Source organism: Leclercia sp. AS011, assembly GCF_037152535.1.
Classification (GTDB): Bacteria; Pseudomonadota; Gammaproteobacteria; order Enterobacterales; family Enterobacteriaceae; genus Enterobacter.
Genome location: NZ_JBBCMA010000001.1, coordinates 1616456 through 1638276, shown reverse-complemented (window position 1 = coordinate 1638276; position 21821 = coordinate 1616456). Strand labels below are relative to the sequence as shown.

Below are 21821 nucleotides of genomic sequence, written 5' to 3'. Positions count from 1 at the left end.
CGCCTTATGTTATCTGATATTTGTCTGGCATAAGGATCACTCTATGGAACTCTCTGCGGTAAAAAATACCCTCCGAATTGCGCTGGTCGGCGACTACAATCCTGACGTTCTGGCCCACCAGGCGATCCCTCTGGCCATTGATGATGCCGCCGCGGTGCTGGATATCACGGCCGACTACGACTGGCTGGCGACGACCGAATTAACCAGCCCGGAAGACCTGGTCGGCTATGACGCTATCTGGCTGGTTCCGGCCAGTCCCTATAAAAATGCACAAGCCGCGTTTATTGCCGCGCGCTACGCCCGGGAAAACAGCGTGCCGTTTCTTGGCACCTGCGGTGGCTTCCAGCATGCGCTGATTGAATATGCCCGTCACGTTCTGGGCTGGCAGGATGCAGCCCACGCCGAGACGGATACCGAAGGCCGGATGGTGATTGCTCCGCTGACCTGCTCGCTGGTCGAGGTCAGCGACGCGATTGAACTGCGCGCCAACACCCTGATTGCCAAAGCCTATGGTCAGGAAGAGATCGAAGAGGGTTACCACTGCAATTACGGCGTCTCGCCTGAGTTCGCGCAGGCGCTGGAGAAGGGCGATATGCGCGTCACCGGCTGGGACGCGCAGGGTGAGATCCGTGCCGTAGAGCTGGTCACGCACCCGTTCTTTGTCGCCACGCTGTTCCAGCATGAGCGCGCCGCCCTGGCGGGACGCCCGGCCCCGCTGGTGCACGCTCTGCTTCGCGCAGCACAGAATTACTGAGTGCTGCCTTTGCCTGGCGTGATCTCCCGGTCACGCCCGGCCAGTATCCCGCAGAAGGCCATCACCACTGATACCAGCCCGCAGGCCAGCAACGGGATCCGCCAGTCACCGTTGGCATCATGGATTTTACCCATCAGAGGCGGCCCACAGGCGGCCAGCAGATAGCCCACCGACTGCGCCATCCCGGAAAGGGCCGCGGCCTGATGAGCCGAGCTGGCGCGCAGGCCAATAAAGGTCAGACCGAGGATCATCGTGGCCCCGGATCCAAAGCCAAAAATCAGCGTCCACATTACCGCCAGATCCGGCATAAACCACAGCCCCGCGGTGCTCACCGCACACATCATCGCTGCCAGTCCGGCCACACCACGTTGGTCCTTGAGCTTAAGCAGGACCAGCGGCACCAGGATGCCCGGCGCGGCGGTGGCCAGCTGTAACAGCCCGTGCAGGGAGCCAGCTTCGGTTTCGCTATAGCCGTGGCTCTGCAGGATCGCCGGCAGCCAGCCGATAATCACGTAGTAAATCAGCGAGTTGATACCCAAAAACAGCGTCACCTGCCAGGCCAGCGCCGAGCGCCAGATGCCCCGGCTGTGCAGCGCCCGTGCGCCGCTGAGCGATCCGGCAGGGCGCTGACGCCACTGGGGCAGCCACAGGAGCAGGGCCAGCAGCGGGAACGCCATCAGCATCAACAGCGCGCCGTGCCAGCCTGCGCCGCTCAGGGCGACGGGCACCACCAGCGCCGAACCCAGCGCTGCGGCTGCCCCCATCGTCAGGGAGTATGCCCCGGTCAGTTTCGCCACCTGACCCGGGAAATCCCGCTTAATCAGCCCCGGCAGCAGCACGTTGCCGAGCGCAATGCCGCAGCCAATCACCGCGGTGCCGCCAAACAGCAGCGCTGCTGAGGGGAGGGAGCGCAGGGCGATCCCGGCGATGATCAACAGCAGGGCGATAAACAGGCTGCGCTCCATCCCGATGCGGCGGGCCAGACCGGCCGCCAGGGGCGAAATCAGCGCAAAAGCCAGCAGCGGGAGCGTGGTGAGCAGCCCGGTCTGGGCGGTTGTCAGGGCATAATCCGTGCGGATAGCATCCAGCAGCGGGGCTGCGCCGGTAAAGGTCACCCGCAGCGAGGTGGCAATCAGCAGGATCCCGGCAATCAGCAGCGCTCGCTGCTTGCCAGTCGTCGAAAGGGCTATGGTCATTATTCTCTCTTACCTCGAAATGAGGCTACAGGATACGCATTTTCAGGCCGGTTGAAATCAAGCTAAAATGACAGATTATCGCTAATATCGGACAACATTATGCCTGGACTCGGTCTTGAAGGGTACGATCCCGACAGCCAGCACGACGCCGCGGTGGCGTTTAACGTCAACGTGGTGGCAGACGAGCAGCACATTGCCCGGCATCAGCACCGCAAGGGACAGCTGATCCTGGCCCTGCACGGGGCCATTACCTGTGAGGTGGAGAATGCCATGTGGATGGTGCCGCCGCAGTTTGCGGTCTGGATCCCCGGTCAGCTGCCACACAGCAATAAGGCCACGCCCAGCGCCCGGCTCTGCTTTTTATTTATCGAGCCCGGGGCCGTAACGCTGCCGGACCGCTGCTGCACGCTAAAAATTTCTCCGCTGGTGCGGGAGTTAATCCTGACTCTGGCGGAGCGCAGCCCCCGCCAGCAGGAGCCTGCCACCCGGCGGCTGGTGGAGGTGCTGTTTGATGAACTGCCCCGCCAGCCCGAGGAGCAGCTGCAGCTTCCGGTCTCCTCGCACCCCAAAATTCGTCAGATGAGCGAGACGATGGCGGAATCACCTGCCGAATGGCAGACGCTGCACCAGTGGGCGCACCATTTTGCGATGAGCGAGCGCAACCTTGCCCGGCTGGTGGTGAGTGAAACCGGGCTCAGCTTTCGCCGTTGGCGGCATCAGCTCCAGCTGATTCTGGCCCTGCAGGGGCTGATCCGCGGCCAGTCGGTGCAGCAGGTAGCCCACAGTCTGGGCTATGACTCCACCACCGCCTTTATCACCATGTTCAAAAAGGGGCTGGGCCAGACCCCGGCGCGCTATATCGCCAGTCTGGCTACGACTTCCCGATAAACAGCGACACCAGCCCGGCGGCAATCAGCGGGCCGACCGGCACGCCGCGGAACAGCGCCACCCCCAGCACCGTGCCCACCAGCAAGCCGGCCACCAGGCTGGGCTGGGAGCTCATCAGCGTGACGCCGCGCCCGCCAAGCCAGGACACAAACACCCCTACGGCAATGGCAATCAACGATTTCCAGTTCATAAAGGCGTGGATCAGCGTTGAGGCGGGCAGGGTGCCGCTGGCGATCGGCGCCATCACGCCGATGGTGAGGATAATAATCCCGACGGTCAGGCCTTGTTTTTCAATCCACGGAAAGAAACCGCTGAGAGGCGTCACCCGGACGATGATCAGCACCAGGATCGAGATCGCCACCGTGGTGTTATGGCTGACAAAGCCCAGCGCCGCCAGGCCCAGAAGAATAAGCAGGGTAGGGTCAAACATATTGTTATCCTTGCAAAAAAGTAAGCCTGCTTACTTTACGCCGTTACAGAAGGCTAAAAAGCGTTATCGGTAAAAAAAGTTGAGGCGACCCGGTATTGCCAGGGCGCTACTCACCGGCGGCGAAATTTTCAACCCCTTTCTGCAGGTCTTATTCTCTTCGGTAAAGGTTGTTGCCCCTCATGCACCCCGGCAAAATTTTGCCCTGATACATGTGCCTGCTCGTTACGGTCATTCTTTGAACTAAGGGATTCGTTCTTTGCAGCGGTACACACCGACACTTTTAGCCTGGTACCGTAATGAAAAAACCAACATTTTTACCCCATCCGCTGGCGTGGTCGCTGCTGGTCGCGATCGCCTGCCCTGCGCTTGCCGCAGAGCAAACCGCCGCGCCGCAGCTCAATGACGGCGACGTGATCACCGTGACGGCACCGGTGCTCTCTCCCCTGGAAGTGGTGACTTCACCAAAGACGCCGCGTCAGCCGGTACCGGCCAGCGACGGTTCCGATTACCTGAAAACCATTCCCGGCTTCAGCCAGATCCGTAACGGCGGCAGCAACGGCGACCCGGTATTTCGCGGCATGTTCGGCTCGCGACTGCGTCTGCTGACCAACGACAGCGAGATGCTGGGTGCCTGTCCGTCGCGCATGGATGCCCCCAGCTCGTACATCTCGCCGGAAAGCTACGATCTGCTCACCGTGACCAAAGGGCCGGAAACCGTACTCTGGGGGCCGGGTAACTCTGCCGGAACGGTGCGCTTCGACCGCGAACCGCCACGCTTTGACAGCGCGGGCGTCAAGGGCGATGCCAGCTTCCTCGCCGCCTCCAACGATCGCTTTGATGAGAACGCCGACGTCAGCTTTGGGAACAATGAGGGCTATGTGCGCCTCAACGGCAATAAATCAAAGTCCGGTGATTACAAAGACGGCAATGGCGATCGCGTGGCCTCGAAGTGGGACAAGTGGAACACCGATGTCGCTATCGGCTGGACGCCGGATGCCGACACGCTGCTGGAGCTGACTGCCGGGCAGGGTAATGGTGACGCCAGCTACGCCGGACGCGGGATGGACGGCTCCCAGTTCAAGCGTGAAAGCCTGGGCCTGCGCTTTAAGAAACAGAATATCGGTAAAGTCTTCGACTCGCTGGATATGAGCCTTTACTACAACTACGCCAACCACATCATGGATAACTACTCCATGCGCTCCCCGGATTCAGGCTCAATGGGCGGGATGCCGATGGGCTCGATGGACATGTCGATGCCGATGGAGAAACAGGTGGATCGCCGTACCGTCGGCGGCAGGATAATGGGCACCTGGCTGTGGTCAGATTTCCAGTTGCAAAGCGGGGTAGACATGCAGACCAACACCCACCGCAGCAACGAAGATGACGAGGACCAGGGCTGGCAGGAGGATGCCCGCTTCCACGATTACGGCACATTTGGCGAGCTGACGTGGAATGCCACCGATCTGAGCAAAGTCATCGGTGGCGCGCGTCTGGATAAGGTTGAGGTGGATAACTATACCGGCATCGGCAGCGACAGCCGGGAAGAGACCCTCCCGGCGGGTTTTCTGCGCCTGGAGCATAACCTCGGCAGCATGCCGGCCATGGTCTACGCCGGGCTGGGCTATACCGAGCGTTTTCCCGACTACTGGGAACTCTTCTCGCCAACCTACGGGCCGGATGGCACTTCAGACGTCTTTGATCATCTGAAACCGGAGAAAACCACCCAGCTCGACGTGGGTGCCCAGTACAAAGGCGAACGCACCACCGGGTGGATCTCCGCCTACGTCGGGCGCATCAACGACTTCATCCTGTTTATCTACGATCCGGACGACAGCCACGTTAGCCAGGCCGACAACGTGGACGCCACCATCATGGGCGGCGAGATGGGAGCCTCGTATCAGCTGAGCGACCAGTGGAAAACCGACGCCACCCTGAACTACGCCTGGGGGCAGAACACCGACGATGGCCAGCCGCTGCCGCAGATGCCGCCGCTGGAGGCGCGTCTTGGCCTGACGTGGGCGCAGGGCGACTGGAGTTCGACTGGCCTGCTGCGCATGGTCAGCCCGCAGCATCGGGTGGCGATGAACGAGGGGAACGTGGTCGGGAAAGATTTTGATCAGAGCGCCGGGTTTGCGATCCTCTCCGCCAACGCGGCGTACAAGGTGAATAAATTCCTGAAGCTGAGTACCGGCGTCGATAACCTGCTGGACAAAGACTACAGCGAACACCTTAACCTGGCGGGGAACAGCAGCTTTGGTTACTCCTCTGATACCCCGGTGAATGAGCCTGGCCGCACCGTCTGGGCAAAAATGAATGTGACCTTCTGAGGGGTTCGTCTGAGACGAAGGTAACACCGCCGGTCAGTGACCGGCGGTGGCGTTAGCTGTTGCTGGTGGCAGATTGCTTGTGGAACAGCTCTCTGAATACCGGATAGATATCGTCCTGATCGCGGATGTGCTGCATCGCGAAGTTATCAAACATGGCCTGCAGATGTTCATACTCACGCCACAGCGTCTGGTGGGCGCGGCGGGTGATCTCGATGTAGCTGTAGTAACGCACCACCGGGAGCAGTTTTTTCGCCAGAATTTCATGGCACAGCGGCGAATCATCCGCCCAGTTATCACCATCCGATGCCTGGGCTGCATAGATGTTCCACTGCGCCGGGTCGTAACGCTCCTTCACAACTTCATCCATCAGCTTCAGGGCGCTGGAAACGATGGTGCCGCCCGTCTCCTGCGAGTAGAAGAACTCATGTTCGTCCACCTCTTTCGCCTGAGTATGGTGGCGAATATAGACCACCTCCACGTTCTTATAGGTTCGGCTCAGGAACAGATAGAGCAGAATATAAAAGCGCTTGGCCATATCCTTGGTGGCCTGATCCATCGAGCCGGAGACGTCCATCAGGCAGAACATGACCGCCTGGCTGGAGGGCTCCGCACGTTTTTCGTAATTCTTGTAACGCAGGTCAAAGGTGTCGATAAAGGGCACACGCTCTATTTTGGCGCGCAGTTCGGCGATCTCTTTGCGCAAACGCTCCTCTTCCAGCAGCTGCGCGGGCTCGCTGTTTATCACGCTATCCAGGCTGGCTTCCAGCTCACGAAGCTCGCGCTTTTTGCCTGCCGTCATGGCGGTGCGGCGCGCCAGCGAGTTCTGCAATGAACGCACCACGCTGATGTTGGCCGGCACGCCGTTGGCGGTGAAACCGGCCCGGTGCGTTTTGTACTCATTTAACTGGCGATGCTGATTTTTCTTAAGATTCGGCAGGGCCAAATCCTCAAACAGCAGATCGAGATACTCATCCTTGGAGATCTGAAAGACAAACTCATCCTGGCCTTCCCCGTCCGGGCTGGCCTGACCCTGACCACTGCCGCCACCACCGCCACCACCGCCCTGTGGACGTTCGATGCGGTCGTTCTGAATGAAATGGTCGTTACCGGGATGAACGCGATGGCGCAAACCGCCGCGTCCCTGATGGAACATCGGTTCGCTAATGTCGTCCGTCGGAATGGAAACGGACTCCCCACTGTCTACGTCGGTCACCGAACGCTTGTTAATGGCCTCGGAGATCGACTGTTTGATTTGCGATTTATAACGACGCAAGAAGCGCTGGCGATTCACCGTGCTCTTGTTTTTGCCGTTAAGACGCCGGTCAATAAACCAGGTCATATGCCCCCCGTACTGCATTTGCCAACTTTATGCTGCGACGTAAAGCCGGATGCGCTGCGCTTATCCGGCCTACGGTTCGCATCTTTTGTAGGCCCGGCAAGCAGCACGCCGCCGGGCGCCGGGCTATCAGGACGATTTACGCACGCGCAGGTACCATTCGCAGAGCAGGCGAACCTGTTTGCGGGTGTAGCCTTTCTCCATCATGCGATCGACAAAATCGTCGTGCTTTTTCTGCTCGTCGGTTGAGGTTTTGGCATTAAACGAAATGACCGGCAACAGCTCTTCGGTATTGGAGAACATTTTCTTCTCGATAACCGTGCGCAGTTTTTCGTAGCTGGTCCAGTTCGGATTGCGTCCGCTGAAGTTCGCTCTGGCGCGCAGCACGAAGTTGACGATCTCATTACGGAAGTCTTTCGGGTTACTGATCCCGGCAGGCTTCTCAATTTTTTCCAGTTCCGCATTCAGTGACTCACGGTCAAACAGCTGGCCGGTATCCGGATCGCGGTACTCCTGATCCTGGATCCAGAAGTCAGCATAGGTGACGTAGCGGTCAAAGATGTTCTGCCCGTATTCAGAGTAGGATTCCAGATAGGCGGTCTGGATCTCCTTGCCGATAAATTCGGCGTATTTCGGGATCAGATAGCCTTTGAGGAACTCCAGATAACGTTCTGCCTGCTCCTGCGGGAACTGCTCCCGCTCGATCTGCTGCTCCAGGACGTAGAACAGATGTACCGGGTTAGCCGCCACTTCGGCGTGGTCAAAGTTGAACACGCGGGAGAGGATTTTGAACGCAAAGCGCGTGGAGAGCCCGTTCATCCCTTCATCGACACCGGCGTAGTCACGATACTCCTGGTAGGATTTCGCTTTCGGGTCGGTATCTTTCAGGCTCTCACCGTCATAGACGCGCATTTTAGAGTAGATGCTGGAGTTTTCTGGCTCTTTCAGGCGCGACAGGATCGAGAAGCGCGACAGCGTTTCCAGCGTGCCCGGGGCGCATGGGGCATGAACCAGCTCACTGTGGTTCAGCAGTTTTTCGTAAATCTTGATCTCTTCGGAGATCCGCAGGCAGTAAGGCACTTTGACGATGTACACACGGTCAAGGAAGGCCTCGTTGTTCTTGTTGTTGCGGAAGGTGACCCATTCCGATTCGTTGGAGTGCGCCAGAATAATCCCGTTAAACGGCAGGGCGGAGATCCCTTCGGTACCGTTGTAGTTACCCTCCTGGGTGGCGGTCAGCAGCGGATGCAGCACCTTGATCGGCGCTTTAAACATCTCGACGAACTCCATAATCCCCTGGTTGGCGCGGCACAGCGCACCGGAATAACCGTAAGCATCAGGATCGTTTTGCGCGTGGTTTTCCAGTTTACGGATGTCCACTTTACCTACCAGGGCAGAGATATCCTGGTTGTTCTCGTCACCCGGTTCGGTTTTAGCAATCGCAATCTGTTCCAGAATGGACGGCCAGGCTTTCACCACGCGGAATTTGGTGATGTCGCCGCCAAATTCATGCAGGCGCTTCGCGGCCCACGGCGACATAATTGTGCCGAGATAGCGACGAGGAATGCCGTACTCTTTATCCAGGATCTGCGCATCTTCCTGCGGGTTGAACAGGCACAGCGGATGGTCGTTGACCGGGCTGCGCTCGCCGTTGGCGCTGAGCACGTAAATCGGTACGCGCTGCATCAAGGCTTTCAGCCGTTCAGCCAGCGAGGATTTACCGCCGCCGACGGGACCCAGCAGATACAGGATCTGTTTCTTCTCTTCCAGACCCTGAGCAGCATGCTTCAGGTAGGAAACAATCTGCTCGATGGCATCTTCCATGCCGTAAAATTCTTCAAACGCAGGATATCGGGCGACGACCCGATTCGAAAACAGACGGGAAAGCCGTGGCTCCTGGGCAGTATCAACCATATTCGGCTCACCGATAGCCATCAATAGTCGTTCTGCCGCATTGGCATAGGCACTGCGATCTTGCCGACAAATGGTAAGAAACTCCTGCAGTGTGAACTCTTCGTCCTTGGCAGCTTCATAGCGCTGGCGATAGTGATCGAATATATTCATGGCATGCCGTCCTTTCGTTTTTTAGCACAGGAAAAGAGCCGTTCATATGAATAGTAGAGGCTCCCGGAAGCGGGATCCGTTGCACCTCACTGCCAGAGCAGCAACCCGTGTGCCAGGTCGGGCGCTAAAACCGCGGGGGTGATCGGGTATTCAGCTTCTTAAAATTAAGCGTAGATGGCATTTGCAAAACTTGCCTGCACGCAAAAACTAATTTCAATGACATATCAATAACTCATCCAGAAATTCAGCCAAATCCTGTCAGACAATGCGACTTGCTTCACTGAACGTTAATCTGGCTGACAGCGTTTCGTCATTTGCCGCACGCACGATACCCGGTTAATCGAATTGATTAGCTGACAAAAAATTTTGAGAAAAGAGGGGAATGACGGTTACACTTCACCCGCTGATTATTTGACTACAGGAAAGAATGGATTGTGACCAAACTCAAACTTCTGGCACTGGGGATTATCGTTGCCACCTCAGTGAGTACAGCATACGCGGAGAATCAGTGGTCAGTTGGTGCTGGTGTCGGCGTAATCAATAGCCCTTATAAGCAATATGACCGTGATATCTACCCGGTTCCGGTTGTCACCTATGAAGGGGATAATTTCTGGTTCCGCGGGCTGGGCGGTGGCTACTATCTGTGGAACGACCAGACCGACAAACTCTCCATCATGGCTTACTACGATCCGACGCACTTCAAGCCAGGCGACAGCGACAGCTATCAGCTTCGTCAGCTCGATAAGCGTAAGAGCACCATGATGGCCGGGGTTTCCTGGGTCCATAACACCGAATACGGTTTCCTGCGCACCGCCCTCGCTGGCGATACGCTCGATAACAGTAACGGCTATATCTGGGATCTGGCGTGGTTGTACCGTTACACCAACGGCGGGCTGACCCTGACCCCGGGTATCGGTCTGGAGTACCACAGCGAAAACTATAACGACTACTATTATGGCGTGTCCCATAAAGAGTCCCGTCGCAGCGGCTTGAACAGCTATGACGCTGACGATGGCTGGAACCCGTACCTGGAGCTGACCGCCAGCTACAAGTTTGCGCCTGACTGGAACGTCTACGCGACCGGCCGTTACAACCGTCTCAGCGATGAGGTGAAAGACAGCCCGATGGTCGATAAGTCCTGGACCGGTCTGATGTCGGTGGGTCTGACCTACAGTTTCTGATTGTGCATTTTTACTGTGCAATTTGTGCATCACAACGGGGCTCTTGAGCCCCGTTTGTTTTAGGGTGGTACATCATGACGGAGCGCTTGCGCTCCGTTTGTCCTGAGGTGGTGCAGATAAACAGGAGGGTGTGATGAGCGAAAAAACCGTTAACTTTGGTAACAACATCGTGCTGCCGGCTATTGGTCAGGGCACCTGGTATATGGGTGAAAAGGCCAGTCAGCGCCGCCAGGAAGTGGATGCCTTGCGGGCAGGCATTGACCGCGGGCTGAGGCTGATTGATACCGCCGAGATGTATGCTGACGGCGGCGCAGAAGAGGTGGTCGGCGAGGCGATTAAGGGCCTGCGCGACGAAGTGTTTCTGGTCTCCAAAGTCTATCCATGGAATGCCGGAGGGCAAAAAGGCATTGCCGCCTGTGAAGCCAGCCTGCGGCGTCTCGGTACCGAGTATATCGACCTTTATCTCCTGCACTGGCGCGGGAATTATTCTCTGGATGAGACCGTCCGGCTGATGGAGACGCTGCAACAGCAGGGAAAAATTGGCCGCTGGGGCGTCTCGAACCTCGATTATGCAGATATGCAGGAGCTGTGGCAGGTGCCGGGTGGGCGGGCCTGTGCCACCAATCAGGTGCTCTACCATCTGGCCTCGCGCGGTATCGAATATGACCTGCTGCCCTGGTGTCAGCAGGAGTCGATACCGGTGATGGCTTATTGCCCACTGGCGCAGGCCGGGCGGCTACGCACCGGGCTGTTCAATCATCCGGCGGTGAATGCGGTGGCGAAAGAGTATAACGCCACGGCCGCACAGGTGTTGCTGGCATGGGTGATACGTCACCGTGGGGTGATGGCTATTCCGAAAGCGTCATCCATTAAGCATGTGGAAGAGAATGCGGGCGCGCTGGGCATTTCACTCTCTGAGGAGGCATTAAACCAGCTGGATGCGGCCTTCCCGGCACCGAAACAGAAAACGGCGTTAGACGTGGTGTGACGTGAGCGTAATGCCCTCTCAGCACAGAGAGGGCAAGGGGAGGGGATTAACGCTTCACAATGTGAATGGTCTGTCCCAGACGAGAAGGTTTCTCTTCCGTCGCGGTTTGAGGTTCGCTCACGCAGGCGGTTTCCACGCAAACGAAGGTCTTATAGCCGTCATCCGGAACGTCACCCATGCTCACCGACAGCGCCGGGCCCGGGTTCCAGCCCACAACATTGCTGTGATGGTGATGGATAACTTCAATCGCGCGATTCAGCGCGGTATCTTCAATGACGCTGCAGGCTTCCGGGTTCAGGTAGACGCGGTCGGTACGATCCGGGAAGGTCTGGATGCCGTCGCTCAGTTTGCCCTCTTTCGCATTATCCACTTTGTCGATAAAGCTATCGCCCAGGCCGTTCACCGTGACGGCAGCGATATCGCCGACGTTGAAATAGGTGTGCAGGGCAGAGGTGGTCTCAAACTCACCGTGTGCTTCCAGTTCGATCTCACAGGTTTTACCCAGCTTGAAACGGGCGTACAGGGTGAAGTCGTGCGGCCACAGTTTGCGGGTCTCGTCATCGCTTTGCAGTTCAAAGGTCAGCACCACGCCGGATTCATCTTCGTTGTGGGCTTTCAGCGTCCACGGCAGATTACGGGCAAAACCGTGCGACGGCAGGCCTTGCTGGGCGGACGGGCCAAACCATGGCCAGCAGATTGGCACGCCGCCGCGGATTGCTGCCCCTTTTTTGAAGGAGGTGATGTCGCTCAGCCACAGCGCTTCCACTTCGCCTTCTGGCTGCCAGGAGAGCAGATGCGCGCCCTGCAGGGCAACCGATGCCTGCACCTGCGGATGCTCAACCACGATGACTTCGACATCGTCAATCTGGCGGCGGGAAAGCACAGGGGTAAGTTGTTCGACTACCGGAAGTGCAAAAATTGTTTTTATCATTACGCAGTCCTCTGTCTCTAATGCCATAAAAAAAGGCGACCGAGGTCGCCTTTTTGGATCAGTTTCTCATCTCAACTTATTTGGAGATGTGAGCGATCAGGTCCAGAACTTTGTTAGAGTAGCCGGTTTCGTTGTCGTACCAGGAAACCAGTTTCACGAAGTTGTCGTTCAGTGCGATACCTGCTTTAGCATCGAACACGGAAGTGCACACTTCGCCGTTGAAATCGGTAGAAACAACGTCGTCTTCGGTGTAACCCAGAACGCCTTTCATTTCACCTTCAGAAGCCGCTTTGATGGCTTTCTTGATTTCTTCGTAGCTTGCTGCTTTTTCCAGACGAACGGTCAGGTCAACAACAGATACGTTTGGAGTTGGAACGCGGAACGCCATACCAGTCAGTTTGCCATTCAGTTCTGGCAGTACTTTACCTACAGCTTTAGCTGCACCGGTAGAGGATGGGATGATGTTCTGAGCTGCGCCGCGGCCGCCGCGCCAGTCTTTGTGAGACGGGCCATCAACGGTTTTCTGAGTTGCGGTGGTAGCGTGAACGGTAGTCATCAGACCTTCGATGATGCCGAAGTTGTCGTTGATAACTTTAGCCAGTGGCGCCAGGCAGTTGGTGGTGCAGGATGCGTTGGAAACGATGTCCTGGCCAGCATACTTCTCGAAGTTAGCGCCTTTAACGAACATTGGGGTGTTGTCTTTGGATGGACCAGTCAGAACAACTTTTTTCGCGCCAGCGGTGATGTGCTTACGCGCAGTTTCGTCGGTCAGGAAGATACCGGTTGCTTCAGCAACAACGTCAACACCGATTTCGTTCCACTTCAGGTTAGCTGGATCTTTTTCAGCAGTAACACGGATGGTTTTGCCGTTGACAACCAGGTGGCCGTCTTTCACTTCAACGGTGCCGTTGAAACGACCGTGAGTTGAGTCGTACTTCAGCATGTACGCCATGTAGTCAGCGTCTAACAGATCGTTGATACCAACGATTTCGATGTCAGAACGTTCCTGAGCAGCACGGAAAACAATACGGCCGATACGGCCAAAACCGTTGATACCTACTTTGATAGTCATATATTCCACCAGCTATTTGTTAGTGAATAAAAGGTTGCGTGTAAAATTACAAAAACCTTACGCAGCGTCAAGCGGAATCGTGTCAATCATTGCGACAAATCAATCCTTAGCACTACCTTTGCTCGATTGACCTACCTCACATTCCCTTGGAGCTTGCACCCATATGGGGCCTGCGCACGGGATTTTAAAGGGCTGACCACATAAAAACGTGGAGTAGATCACATTTGTCTGCCTACCTCTGCGCAACGAGTAAGTTTAGATCAAAAGTTCATACTTCAGTGTTAATGTTTTGTTAGAATCGAGGGTAAAAGTTGTCTGTTTCAACTGCGAGATGTAAGCCTATGTCGAATCAACAAAACCCGGATGAACTGAAAAAAAACCTCACCGAAATGCAGTTCTACGTAACGCAAAATCACGGTACGGAACCCCCATTTACCGGGCGTCTGCTGCATAACAAGCGGGATGGTGTCTACCACTGCCTGGTGTGTGACGCTGCGCTGTTCAACTCCCAGAGCAAATACGATTCTGGCTGCGGCTGGCCGAGCTTTTATGAACCGGTCAGTGAAGAGGCCATTCACTATCTCAAGGACTTCAGCCACGGTATGGAGCGCATTGAGATTCGCTGTGGAAACTGTGACGCACATCTCGGTCACGTCTTCCCGGACGGCCCTCAGCCAACGGGTGAGCGTTTCTGCGTCAATTCCGCCTCCTTAAGCTTCACCGATGAGCAGAATGGTGACCAGACGAAAGGCTGAAAAATCGATTCAGCAAATTATTCCTTCGGAGCCCGATTTAACATGAATATTGAAGAGATGATTAACGGCATGACGCCGGAGGTTTATCAGCGTCTGGTCACTGCGGTTGAACTGGGGAAGTGGGCCGACGGCGTGGCGCTAACCGCCGGGCAGAAAGAGAACTGCCTGCAGCTGGTGATGCTGTGGCAGGCGCGCAATAACACCAATGCGCAGCACATGACTATCGATACCCAGGGTCAGATGGTGATGAAGAGTAAGCAACAGCTGAAAGAGGATTTCGGCATCGCGCCGAAGCCAATTGCTACGTTAAAAATGCAGTAACCCTGCAGATTAACGCCCTCTCCTCAGGAGAGGGCTGGTTGTTTCCGGCGGCGCTACGTTTGTGCGGGCCTACGGGTCAGGTAGGCCGGGTAAGGCGAAGCCGCCACCCGGCATAAGACGATCAGCCCTGCGTCTCCTGCCAGTCCGCCAGGGTGTACAGCGTGGCACCTTCCGCCGCCATATCCATAAACGCCTGGGCGCTGTCCTGGCGCTGAATGTTCACCCCGCGACAGCCGTCGGTGATCACGTTCACCCGGTAGCCCAGCTGCAATGCATCCAGCACGGTGAATTTCACACAGTAATCGGTCGCCAGCCCCATCACAATCAGCTCCACGATCTCGTGGTGGCGCAGCCATTGATCCAGCCCGGTTTTCTGCCGGTGGCCGTTATCAAAGAACGCGCTGTAGCTGTCAATGTTCGGGTTTTCCCCTTTCTGGAAGATGGCATCAATGGCTTTGCTGTTGAGCAGGGGATGCAGCTCAGCGCCTTCCGTGTGCTGCACGCAGTGATCGGGCCAGAAGGTTTGCGGCAGACCGTCCAGCTCGCCCTGGGTGAAGGGCTCGACGTTGTGCTGGCTGGCAAAACTGCCGTGATCCGCCGGATGCCAGTCCTGGCTGGCTACCACCGCCTCGCCGCGGGCTTTGCACCACTCAATCAGGGCGTTGGCGATGTCCACCGTGCTGTCGCCTTCGGCCACCGCCAGCGCGCCGCCGGCGCAAAAGTCATTCTGTAAATCCACCAGTAACAGGGCACGTTGTTTCATGCTCACTCCTTATTCGTCTGGCGTCAGTTCGCCACGCAGGTTTTGCATCATTGCGGTACGAATCGACTGCACATCCAGATCCTGACTCAGTAAGTAGTGAAGTTTAGTCAGGGTAGCTTCTACCGTCATGTCGAATCCGCTCACGACACCCGCTTGCGCCAGGGCGTTCCCGGTGGCATAACCGCCCATATTCACCTTGCCGGACATGCACTGGGTCAGGTTCACCACCACGATGCCGCGGTTGCTGGCTTCCTGAAGCTCCTTCAGGAACTCGCCGTTTTGCGGGGCATTGCCCACGCCGTAGGAGCGCAGGATCAGCGCTTTTACCGGCTGGCGCAGGAAGTTACGCACCACATCGGCGGAGATACCCGGATAGATGGTCACCACGCCAATCGGTTGAGGGGTAATGGGATGCACCACCAGCTCGCCGGAGGTATGCGGTGCCGGAGGCGTACCCAGGCGGCGAATATGGATCCCGGCTTCCAGCAGCGGAGTGAGGTTCGGCGAGGCAAAGGCGTCAAAACCGTCCGCATGGGCTTTGGTGGTACGGTTGCCGCGGTAGAGACGGTTGTTGAAGAACAGGCTCACTTCGTTAATCGGGAAATTGGCCGCCACGTACAGCGAGTTGAGCAGGTTGATCTGCCCGTCGGAACGCAGCTCCGCCAGCGGGATCTGCGAGCCGGTGACAATCACCGGTTTGCTGAGGTTTTCCAGCATGAAGGAGAGCGCCGAGGCGGTGAACGCCATGGTGTCGGTGCCGTGCAGGATCACGAAGCCATCATATTGATCGTAGTGCGCCTTGATGTCATCGGCGATATGTTGCCAGTCTTCCGGGGTCATATCGGAAGAGTCCATCAGCGGATCGTACTCGTGGATGGTGAAGTCCGGCATCTCCTGACGGTGGAACTCCGGCATTAACGCCAGCTGGCGTTGCAGGTGGCCCGAAACCGGGATATAGCCATTTTCCGAGCGCTGCATACCGATGGTACCGCCGGTATAGGCCACATAGATTGATTTCTTTTGCATGATGTAATGTTCTTGGGCTTCAAAGAAAAATCCCCTCTTCGCGGAAGAGGGGATGGGGATTAACGTACGTTCGCGCAGGTGAGGCAGAACGCGTAGCGGTTTTGTGGATCGTTGAAGGCGGCCAGCTTGTCGCCCTCTGTTTTCACCGCCTTCGCCGCCGTTGCAACCGGTGCCGGCAGATACGCCTGCAGCGCGTCCGGCAGCATGGCTTTGACCGAGCCGGAGAAGCTGTCCATCACCATATCAAAGAAGGTCGGCTCATCCTGATAGAAGTCGATATGCCACTGCTTCAGCTTCGCCAGTTCGGCAGCTTTGGCTACGGCGTCATCGAAATCGCCCAGGTTATCCACCAGCCCGTTGGATTTGGCATCCTGGCCGGTCCAGACGTGGCCCTGAGCGATCTGGTCGATCTGCGCCGGGGTCTGCTTACGGGAGTCGGCCACCAGAGTGATAAAGCGCTTATAGCCGTTCTCAATGCTGAGCTGCATCATCTGTGACACTTCCGGCGGCAGCGCTTTGGTAATGGCAACGTCTGCCAGCGGCGAGGTCGCCACCCCGTCGGTATGCACGCCCAGATAGTCGAGGCTGTTCTCTACGGTGTTAATCACGCCGAAGATGCCGATAGAACCGGTCAGGGTGCTCGGGTTCGCTACGATGTAGTTCGCCGGGGTTGAGATCCAGTAGCCACCGGATGCCGCCATCCCGCCCATGGAGACCACCACCGGTTTACCGGCGGCGCGGGCTGCGGACAGTTCCGCGCGGATCACTTCCGAGGCGCTGACGCTGCCGCCCGGACTGTTAACCCGCAGGACAATGGCTTTCACTTTCGGGTCGAGACGCGCGTCGCGGATCTGCGAGGCGGTGGTATCGCCCCCGACGTTGCCCGGCGTCTCTTCGCCATCCATGATCGCCCCGTTCGCAAAGACCACGGCAATGCTGTCGCCAGTATCGGCCGGTTTTTTCGGCTGATAATCATAGAAGCTGACGGCGCTGAAGTTCTTGTCCTCTTTGCTCCAGCCGAACTGTTTGGTCAGGGATTTTTCAATCTCGGCGCTGGAGCCCAGGGCATCCACCAGCTTGTTGTCGAGAGCATATTTCGCGGTATCGCCATCGACTTTACGCAGCCCATCCAGCACGCCCTGCGCACCCGGGAAGACCTGCTCCGGGGTGATCTGGCGGTTGGCGGCGACGGTCGCCAGATAGTGTTGCCACAGCTCGCCGATCCAGCGGCTGTCCGCCTCGCGGGCGGCCGGGGACATATCGTCGCGGATAAACGGCTCAACCGCCGATTTGTAAGTCCCGACGCGGAAAACGTGGGTGGTGACTTTCAGCTTATCGAGCAGCGATTTGTAATAGAGGCCATTGGTGGCGAAACCGTGCAGATCGACGGTGCCCTGCGGCGAGAGCCACACTTTATTGGCAAAGCTCGCCAGATAGTACTGCCCCTGGCTGTAGTTATCGCCCACCGCGATCACCGGTTTGCCGCTGTCGCGGAACTCACGCAGCGCTTTACCGATGTACTGCATGGACGGCTGGTCCGCCCCGGCGAAGTTCTTCAGATCCAGCACGATGCCGGTAATGTTGCGATCGTCCTTTGCCTGACGAATGGCGTCGACGATATCAAACAGCGAGTTCTCCTGCAGGCGGTCGCTGCTGGCGCCAAACAGCTGGCGGCCCAACACGCCCAGTCGGTTGCTGGTGGAGGGCTTATCAACCACCACACCGGCGATATCCAGCAGCAGCGCCCCGCGCCCGGCGCTCTGGGCCTGGCTGCTGGCGCTGATGTGCATCCAGACGCCGACGCAAACCATCACAATAAGAATGAAGAAGAGGTTCATCACCAGGTTGCGGACGAAATTAAGCAGTCGCCACGTCCATTTAAAAAAGCCGGCAAACAGTCGCCAGAGGGTTCGCATGTATTCTCCCTGTCCAGATAATTACCTTCCCGTCGCCACTGGACGGTGTTGTCGGGCTATCGTAATGACCCGACCGCCACTTGTCAGCAGGAATCGCCTGCCAGGCTGTAACAAAATCTGCCGTCGTGTTAATTTTGAGTAAATTTCAAGACAGGAGTAACCCCATGGATGCACTCGAACTGCTTGTTAACCGCCGAAGCGCAGCGCGTCTGGCGGAGCCCGCCCCGGCAGGCGAACAGCTGGACAATATTCTTCGCGCCGGGATGCGTGCCCCGGATCACGGCACCTTACAGCCGTGGCACTTCTTTATCATCGAAGGGGAAGGGCGCGACCGCTTCAGCACTCTGCTGGAGAAAGGAGCCGTGGCCGCCGGGCAGGATGAAAAGGCGATTGAAAAAGCCCGTAACGCGCCATTCCGCGCGCCGATGATTATCGCCGTGGTCGCCAAATGCCAGCCGCAGCACAAGGTGCCGGTGTGGGAGCAGGAGATGTCTGCCGGCTGTGCGGTCATGGCGATGCAGATGGCCGCCGTCGCTCAGGGGTATAACGGTATCTGGCGCAGCGGCGCATTGACCGACAGCCCGGTGGTGCGCGAAGGCCTGAACTGCGGCGCACACGATAAAATCGTCGGTTTCCTCTATCTGGGGACCCCGCAGCTGAAAGCCTCGACCACGGTCTCCGTGCCCGACACCGCCCCCTTTGTCACCCGTTTCTGATCTTCCGCGCAAAAACTGTCTGGATCCTGAACAACTGCAGCAGAATTCAGACAGTCATACTTATCACTTAATGGAATGAGCGCTAACATAGTGCAATTGTAATGAAAGGAGATTGTCATGAGCGAGCAAGCCATTCGTTTGACGCAATACAGCCATGGAGCCGGTTGCGGTTGTAAAATTTCCCCCAAAGTGCTGGAAACCATCCTGCATAGCGAGCAGGCGAAGTTTGTCGACCCGAACCTGCTTGTGGGTAACGAAACCCGCGACGATGCCGCAGTCTACGATTTAGGCAACGGGACCAGCATCATCAGCACCACCGATTTCTTTATGCCGATTGTCGACAACCCGTACGACTTCGGGCGTATTGCCGCCACTAACGCCATCAGCGATATCTTTGCCATGGGCGGCAAGCCGATCATGGCGATTGCGATCCTCGGCTGGCCGATCAACACCCTGGCCCCGGAGATCGCCCGCGAGGTGATCGAGGGCGGACGTTTTGCCTGCCAGCAGGCGGGGATCGCCCTGGCCGGTGGTCACTCCATTGATGCCCCGGAGCCGATTTTTGGCCTGGCGGTAACCGGCGTGGTGCCAACCGAGCGCGTGAAACGCAATAGCACCGCCGAGGCGGGCTGCAAGCTGTTCCTCACCAAGCCGCTGGGCATTGGCGTGCTCACCACCGCCGAGAAAAAATCCCTGCTGCAGCCGGAGCACAAAGGCCTGGCGACGGAGGTGATGTGTCAGATGAACCTCGCCGGGGCCGCCTTTGCCAATATCGACGGCGTGAAGGCGATGACCGACGTCACCGGCTTTGGCCTGCTGGGCCACCTGAGCGAAGTGTGCCAGGGGGCGGGCGTGCAGGCCCAGGTCTGGTATCAGGACGTGCCGAAGCTGCCGGGCGTGGAAGACTATATTGCCCAGGGCGCGGTACCGGGCGGCACCCAGCGTAACTTCGCCAGCTACGGTCACCTGATGGGTGAGATGCCTGCCGAGTGGCGCGATCTGCTGTGCGATCCGCAAACCTCCGGCGGCCTGCTGCTGGCGGTCACCCCGGAGGCAGAAGCCGAAGTCCAGGCGACCGCTGCGGAGTTCGGTATCACCCTGACCGCCATCGGCGAGCTGGTGACCGCCCGCGGTGGTCGTCCGATGATTGAGATCCGTTAATTCAATGCGGTTATTTATTGCCGAGAAACCCAGCCTCGCCCGGGCGATTGCGGATGTGCTACCCAAGCCGCATCGCAAGGGGGATGGGTATATCGAGTGCGGGAACGGGCAGGTGGTCACCTGGTGTATCGGTCACCTGCTGGAGCAGGCCCAGCCGGATGCCTACGACAGCCGCTACGCGCGCTGGAATCTCAACGATCTGCCCATCGTGCCGGAAAAGTGGCAGCTGCAGCCGCGCCCGTCGGTCACTAAACAGCTGAACGTCATTAAGCGTCTGCTGAACGACGCCGCGGAAGTGATCCACGCCGGTGACCCGGACAGGGAAGGGCAACTGCTGGTGGACGAGGTGCTCGATTACCTGAACCTCGCCCCGGAAAAACGCCGTGAGGTGCAGCGCTGCCTGATCAACGATCTCAACCCCCAGGCAGTGGAACGCGCCATCTCGCGTCTGCGATCCAACAGCGAGTTTGTCCCGCTGTGCGTCTCGGCGCTGGCCCGCGCTCGCGCCGACTGGCTGTACGGCATCAACATGACCCGCGCCTACACTATTCTCGGGCGTAACGCGGGCTATCAGGGGGTGCTCTCGGTGGGCCGCGTGCAGACCCCGGTGCTGGGGCTGGTGGTACGCCGTGATGAAGAGATCGAGAACTTTGTCGCCAAAGACTTCTTCGAGGTGAAAGCCCATATCGTCACCCCGAAGGAGGAGCGTTTTACCGCCATCTGGCAGCCGAGCGAGGCCTGCGAACCTTATCAGGATGAAGAGGGGCGCCTGCTGCACCGTCAGCTGGCCGACCACGTGGTGACCCGCATTCAGGGGCAGCCTGCGGTCGTCACCAGCTATAACGATAAACGGGAATCAGAACCCGCGCCGCTGCCGTTTTCCCTCTCTGCCCTGCAGATCGAGGCGGCGAAACGCTATGGCCTGAGCGCGCAGAACGTGCTCGATATCTGCCAGAAGCTGTATGAAACGCACAAGCTGATCACCTATCCGCGCTCCGACAGCCGCTATCTGCCGGAAGAGCATTTCGCCGGACGTCACGCGGTGCTGAACGCCATTGCCGCCCACGCGCCCGATTTAATGCCGCAGCCGGTGGTTAATCCGGATACCCGCAACCGCTGCTGGGACGATAAGAAGGTGGATGCTCACCATGCCATCATCCCGACCGCGCGCAGCAGCAAGGTTAATCTGACCGAGAACGAAGCGAAGGTGTATAACCTCGTCGCTCGTCAGTACCTGATGCAGTTCTGCCCGGATGCCCTGTTCCGCAAGTGCGTTATCGAGCTGGAGATCGCCAAAGGCAAGTTTATCGCTAAGGCGCGTTTCCTCGCCGAAGCGGGCTGGCGCACGCTGCTGGGCAGTAAAGAGCGTGACGAGGAGAACGACGGCACGCCGCTGCCGGTGGTGAAAAAAGACGATGAGCTGCTGTGCGAGAAGGGCGAAGTGGTGGAGCGACAAACCCAGCCGCCGCGCCATTTCACGGACGCCACCATCCTTTCGGCCATGACCGGTATCGCCCGGTTTGTGCAGGATAAAGATCTGAAAAAAATCCTGCGCGCCACCGACGGGCTGGGCACGGAAGCGACCCGCGCCGGGATCATCGAGCTGCTGTTTAAACGCGGTTTTCTGCACAAGAAAGGGCGTTATATCCATGCGACGGATGCCGGAAAGGCGCTGATCCATTCCCTGCCGGAGATGGCCGCACGACCGGACATGACCGCGCACTGGGAGTCGGTCCTGACCCAGATCAGCGAAAAGCAGTGTCGCTATCAGGATTTTATGCAGCCGCTGGTGGGCACGTTATTCGATTTGATCAACCAGGCGCGCAATACCTCTGTGAGGGATTTTCGCGGCATGGTTGCGCCGGGTGGCGACAAGAAGAAAAAGTTTAAGAAGAAGAGTGCGGCCTGAGGAATTGCCGGGTGGCGGCTACGCCTTACCCGGCCTACAAAAGCACGAACCCTAGGCCGGGTAAGCGCAGCGCCACCCGGCACAGCC

19 protein-coding genes are annotated in these 21821 nt (G+C 57.9%); 10 read left to right on the top strand and 9 right to left on the bottom strand.

The genetic code is table 11. The features are described from left to right. Positions 1-43 precede the first annotated feature (43 nt). Positions 44-754, top strand: coding sequence for a CTP synthase C-terminal region-related (seleno)protein (locus WFO70_RS07695; protein WP_337015501.1), 711 nt, complete (start codon positions 44-46; stop codon positions 752-754). Here the strand turns inward: WFO70_RS07695 and WFO70_RS07690 are convergent. Further along, positions 748-1950, bottom strand: coding sequence for a CynX/NimT family MFS transporter (locus tag WFO70_RS07690; RefSeq protein WP_337015500.1), 1203 nt, complete (start codon positions 1948-1950; stop codon positions 748-750). The genes WFO70_RS07695 and WFO70_RS07690 overlap by 7 nt on opposite strands. A gap of 99 nt (positions 1951-2049) precedes the next feature. On the opposite strand from WFO70_RS07690, the gene WFO70_RS07685 reads away from it, so the two are divergent. Then, a complete protein-coding gene (locus tag WFO70_RS07685; RefSeq protein WP_337015498.1) occupies positions 2050-2838 on the top strand; it encodes an AraC family transcriptional regulator in 789 nt (262 codons plus the stop codon). Here WFO70_RS07685 and WFO70_RS07680 read toward each other — a convergent pair. Then, positions 2822-3268, bottom strand: coding sequence for a DUF441 domain-containing protein (locus tag WFO70_RS07680; RefSeq protein WP_337015496.1), 447 nt, complete (start codon positions 3266-3268; stop codon positions 2822-2824). The two genes, WFO70_RS07685 and WFO70_RS07680, sit on opposite strands and share 17 nt — an antisense overlap. A gap of 296 nt (positions 3269-3564) precedes the next feature. Between WFO70_RS07680 and WFO70_RS07675 the strand changes: the two genes are divergently transcribed. Further along, positions 3565-5595: a TonB-dependent copper receptor gene (locus tag WFO70_RS07675; protein ID WP_337015495.1), complete on the top strand. Its 2031-nt coding sequence runs from the start codon at positions 3565-3567 to the stop codon at positions 5593-5595. A gap of 52 nt (positions 5596-5647) precedes the next feature. Here WFO70_RS07675 and WFO70_RS07670 read toward each other — a convergent pair whose 3' ends face one another. Both WFO70_RS07670 and yeaG read right to left on the bottom strand, forming a co-directional pair. Continuing rightward, complete coding sequence (locus WFO70_RS07670; RefSeq protein WP_337015494.1) at positions 5648-6934, bottom strand: YeaH/YhbH family protein; 1287 nt, start codon at positions 6932-6934, stop codon at positions 5648-5650. A gap of 126 nt (positions 6935-7060) precedes the next feature. Next, positions 7061-8995 (bottom strand): protein kinase YeaG, encoded by a 1935-nt coding sequence (gene yeaG, locus WFO70_RS07665; protein WP_142489132.1) that lies wholly within the window; start codon positions 8993-8995, stop codon positions 7061-7063. Positions 8996-9429: 434 nt separating this feature from the next. Between yeaG and WFO70_RS07660 the strand changes: the two genes are divergently transcribed. Together WFO70_RS07660 and WFO70_RS07655 are read left to right on the top strand one after the other, a co-directional pair. Continuing rightward, positions 9430-10176 carry a MipA/OmpV family protein gene (locus tag WFO70_RS07660; RefSeq protein WP_337015492.1) on the top strand — a complete coding sequence of 249 codons (747 nt, stop codon included), beginning with the start codon at positions 9430-9432 and terminating at the stop codon, positions 10174-10176. Between the two features lie 133 nt (positions 10177-10309). Beyond that, positions 10310-11164 carry an aldo/keto reductase gene (locus tag WFO70_RS07655; RefSeq protein WP_337015491.1) on the top strand — a complete coding sequence of 285 codons (855 nt, stop codon included), beginning with the start codon at positions 10310-10312 and terminating at the stop codon, positions 11162-11164. Positions 11165-11210: 46 nt separating this feature from the next. Here WFO70_RS07655 and WFO70_RS07650 read toward each other — a convergent pair whose 3' ends face one another. Continuing rightward, positions 11211-12095 (bottom strand): D-hexose-6-phosphate mutarotase, encoded by an 885-nt coding sequence (locus WFO70_RS07650; protein WP_337015490.1) that lies wholly within the window; start codon positions 12093-12095, stop codon positions 11211-11213. 76 nt (positions 12096-12171) lie between these two features. Then, positions 12172-13167, bottom strand: coding sequence for a glyceraldehyde-3-phosphate dehydrogenase (gene gapA / locus WFO70_RS07645; RefSeq protein WP_337015489.1), 996 nt, complete (start codon positions 13165-13167; stop codon positions 12172-12174). 341 nt (positions 13168-13508) lie between these two features. Between gapA and msrB the strand changes: the two genes are divergently transcribed. Then, positions 13509-13922, top strand: coding sequence for a peptide-methionine (R)-S-oxide reductase MsrB (gene msrB / locus WFO70_RS07640; protein ID WP_337015488.1), 414 nt, complete (start codon positions 13509-13511; stop codon positions 13920-13922). Between the two features lie 42 nt (positions 13923-13964). Further along, the gene (locus WFO70_RS07635; protein WP_337015487.1) at positions 13965-14243 is read left to right on the top strand and encodes a YeaC family protein; all 279 of its coding nucleotides are present in this window, start codon (positions 13965-13967) and stop codon (positions 14241-14243) included. 121 nt (positions 14244-14364) lie between these two features. Here the strand turns inward: WFO70_RS07635 and pncA are convergent, their stop codons facing one another. Genes pncA through sppA form a run of 3 tightly spaced genes read right to left on the bottom strand, consistent with a single transcriptional unit; the run spans position 14365 to position 17948 of the window. Further along, positions 14365-15006, bottom strand: coding sequence for a bifunctional nicotinamidase/pyrazinamidase (gene pncA, locus WFO70_RS07630; RefSeq protein WP_337015486.1), 642 nt, complete (start codon positions 15004-15006; stop codon positions 14365-14367). Between the two features lie 9 nt (positions 15007-15015). Then, positions 15016-16032, bottom strand: a complete 1017-nt coding sequence (gene ansA, locus WFO70_RS07625; RefSeq protein WP_337015485.1) for an asparaginase — start codon at positions 16030-16032, stop codon at positions 15016-15018. Positions 16033-16091: 59 nt separating this feature from the next. Beyond that, positions 16092-17948, bottom strand: a complete 1857-nt coding sequence (gene sppA / locus WFO70_RS07620; RefSeq protein WP_337015484.1) for a signal peptide peptidase SppA — start codon at positions 17946-17948, stop codon at positions 16092-16094. Positions 17949-18112: 164 nt separating this feature from the next. Between sppA and WFO70_RS07615 the strand changes: the two genes are divergently transcribed. From WFO70_RS07615 to WFO70_RS07605, 3 genes are all read left to right on the top strand, one after another. Then, positions 18113-18664, top strand: a complete 552-nt coding sequence (locus tag WFO70_RS07615; RefSeq protein WP_337015483.1) for an NAD(P)H nitroreductase — start codon at positions 18113-18115, stop codon at positions 18662-18664. Positions 18665-18781: 117 nt separating this feature from the next. After that, positions 18782-19825, top strand: coding sequence for a selenide, water dikinase SelD (gene selD / locus WFO70_RS07610; RefSeq protein WP_337015482.1), 1044 nt, complete (start codon positions 18782-18784; stop codon positions 19823-19825). A gap of 4 nt (positions 19826-19829) precedes the next feature. Further along, entirely contained in the window at positions 19830-21734 is a 1905-nt protein-coding gene (locus tag WFO70_RS07605) for a DNA topoisomerase III (protein ID WP_337015481.1), read from the top strand. Positions 21735-21821: the final 87 nt, after the last annotated feature.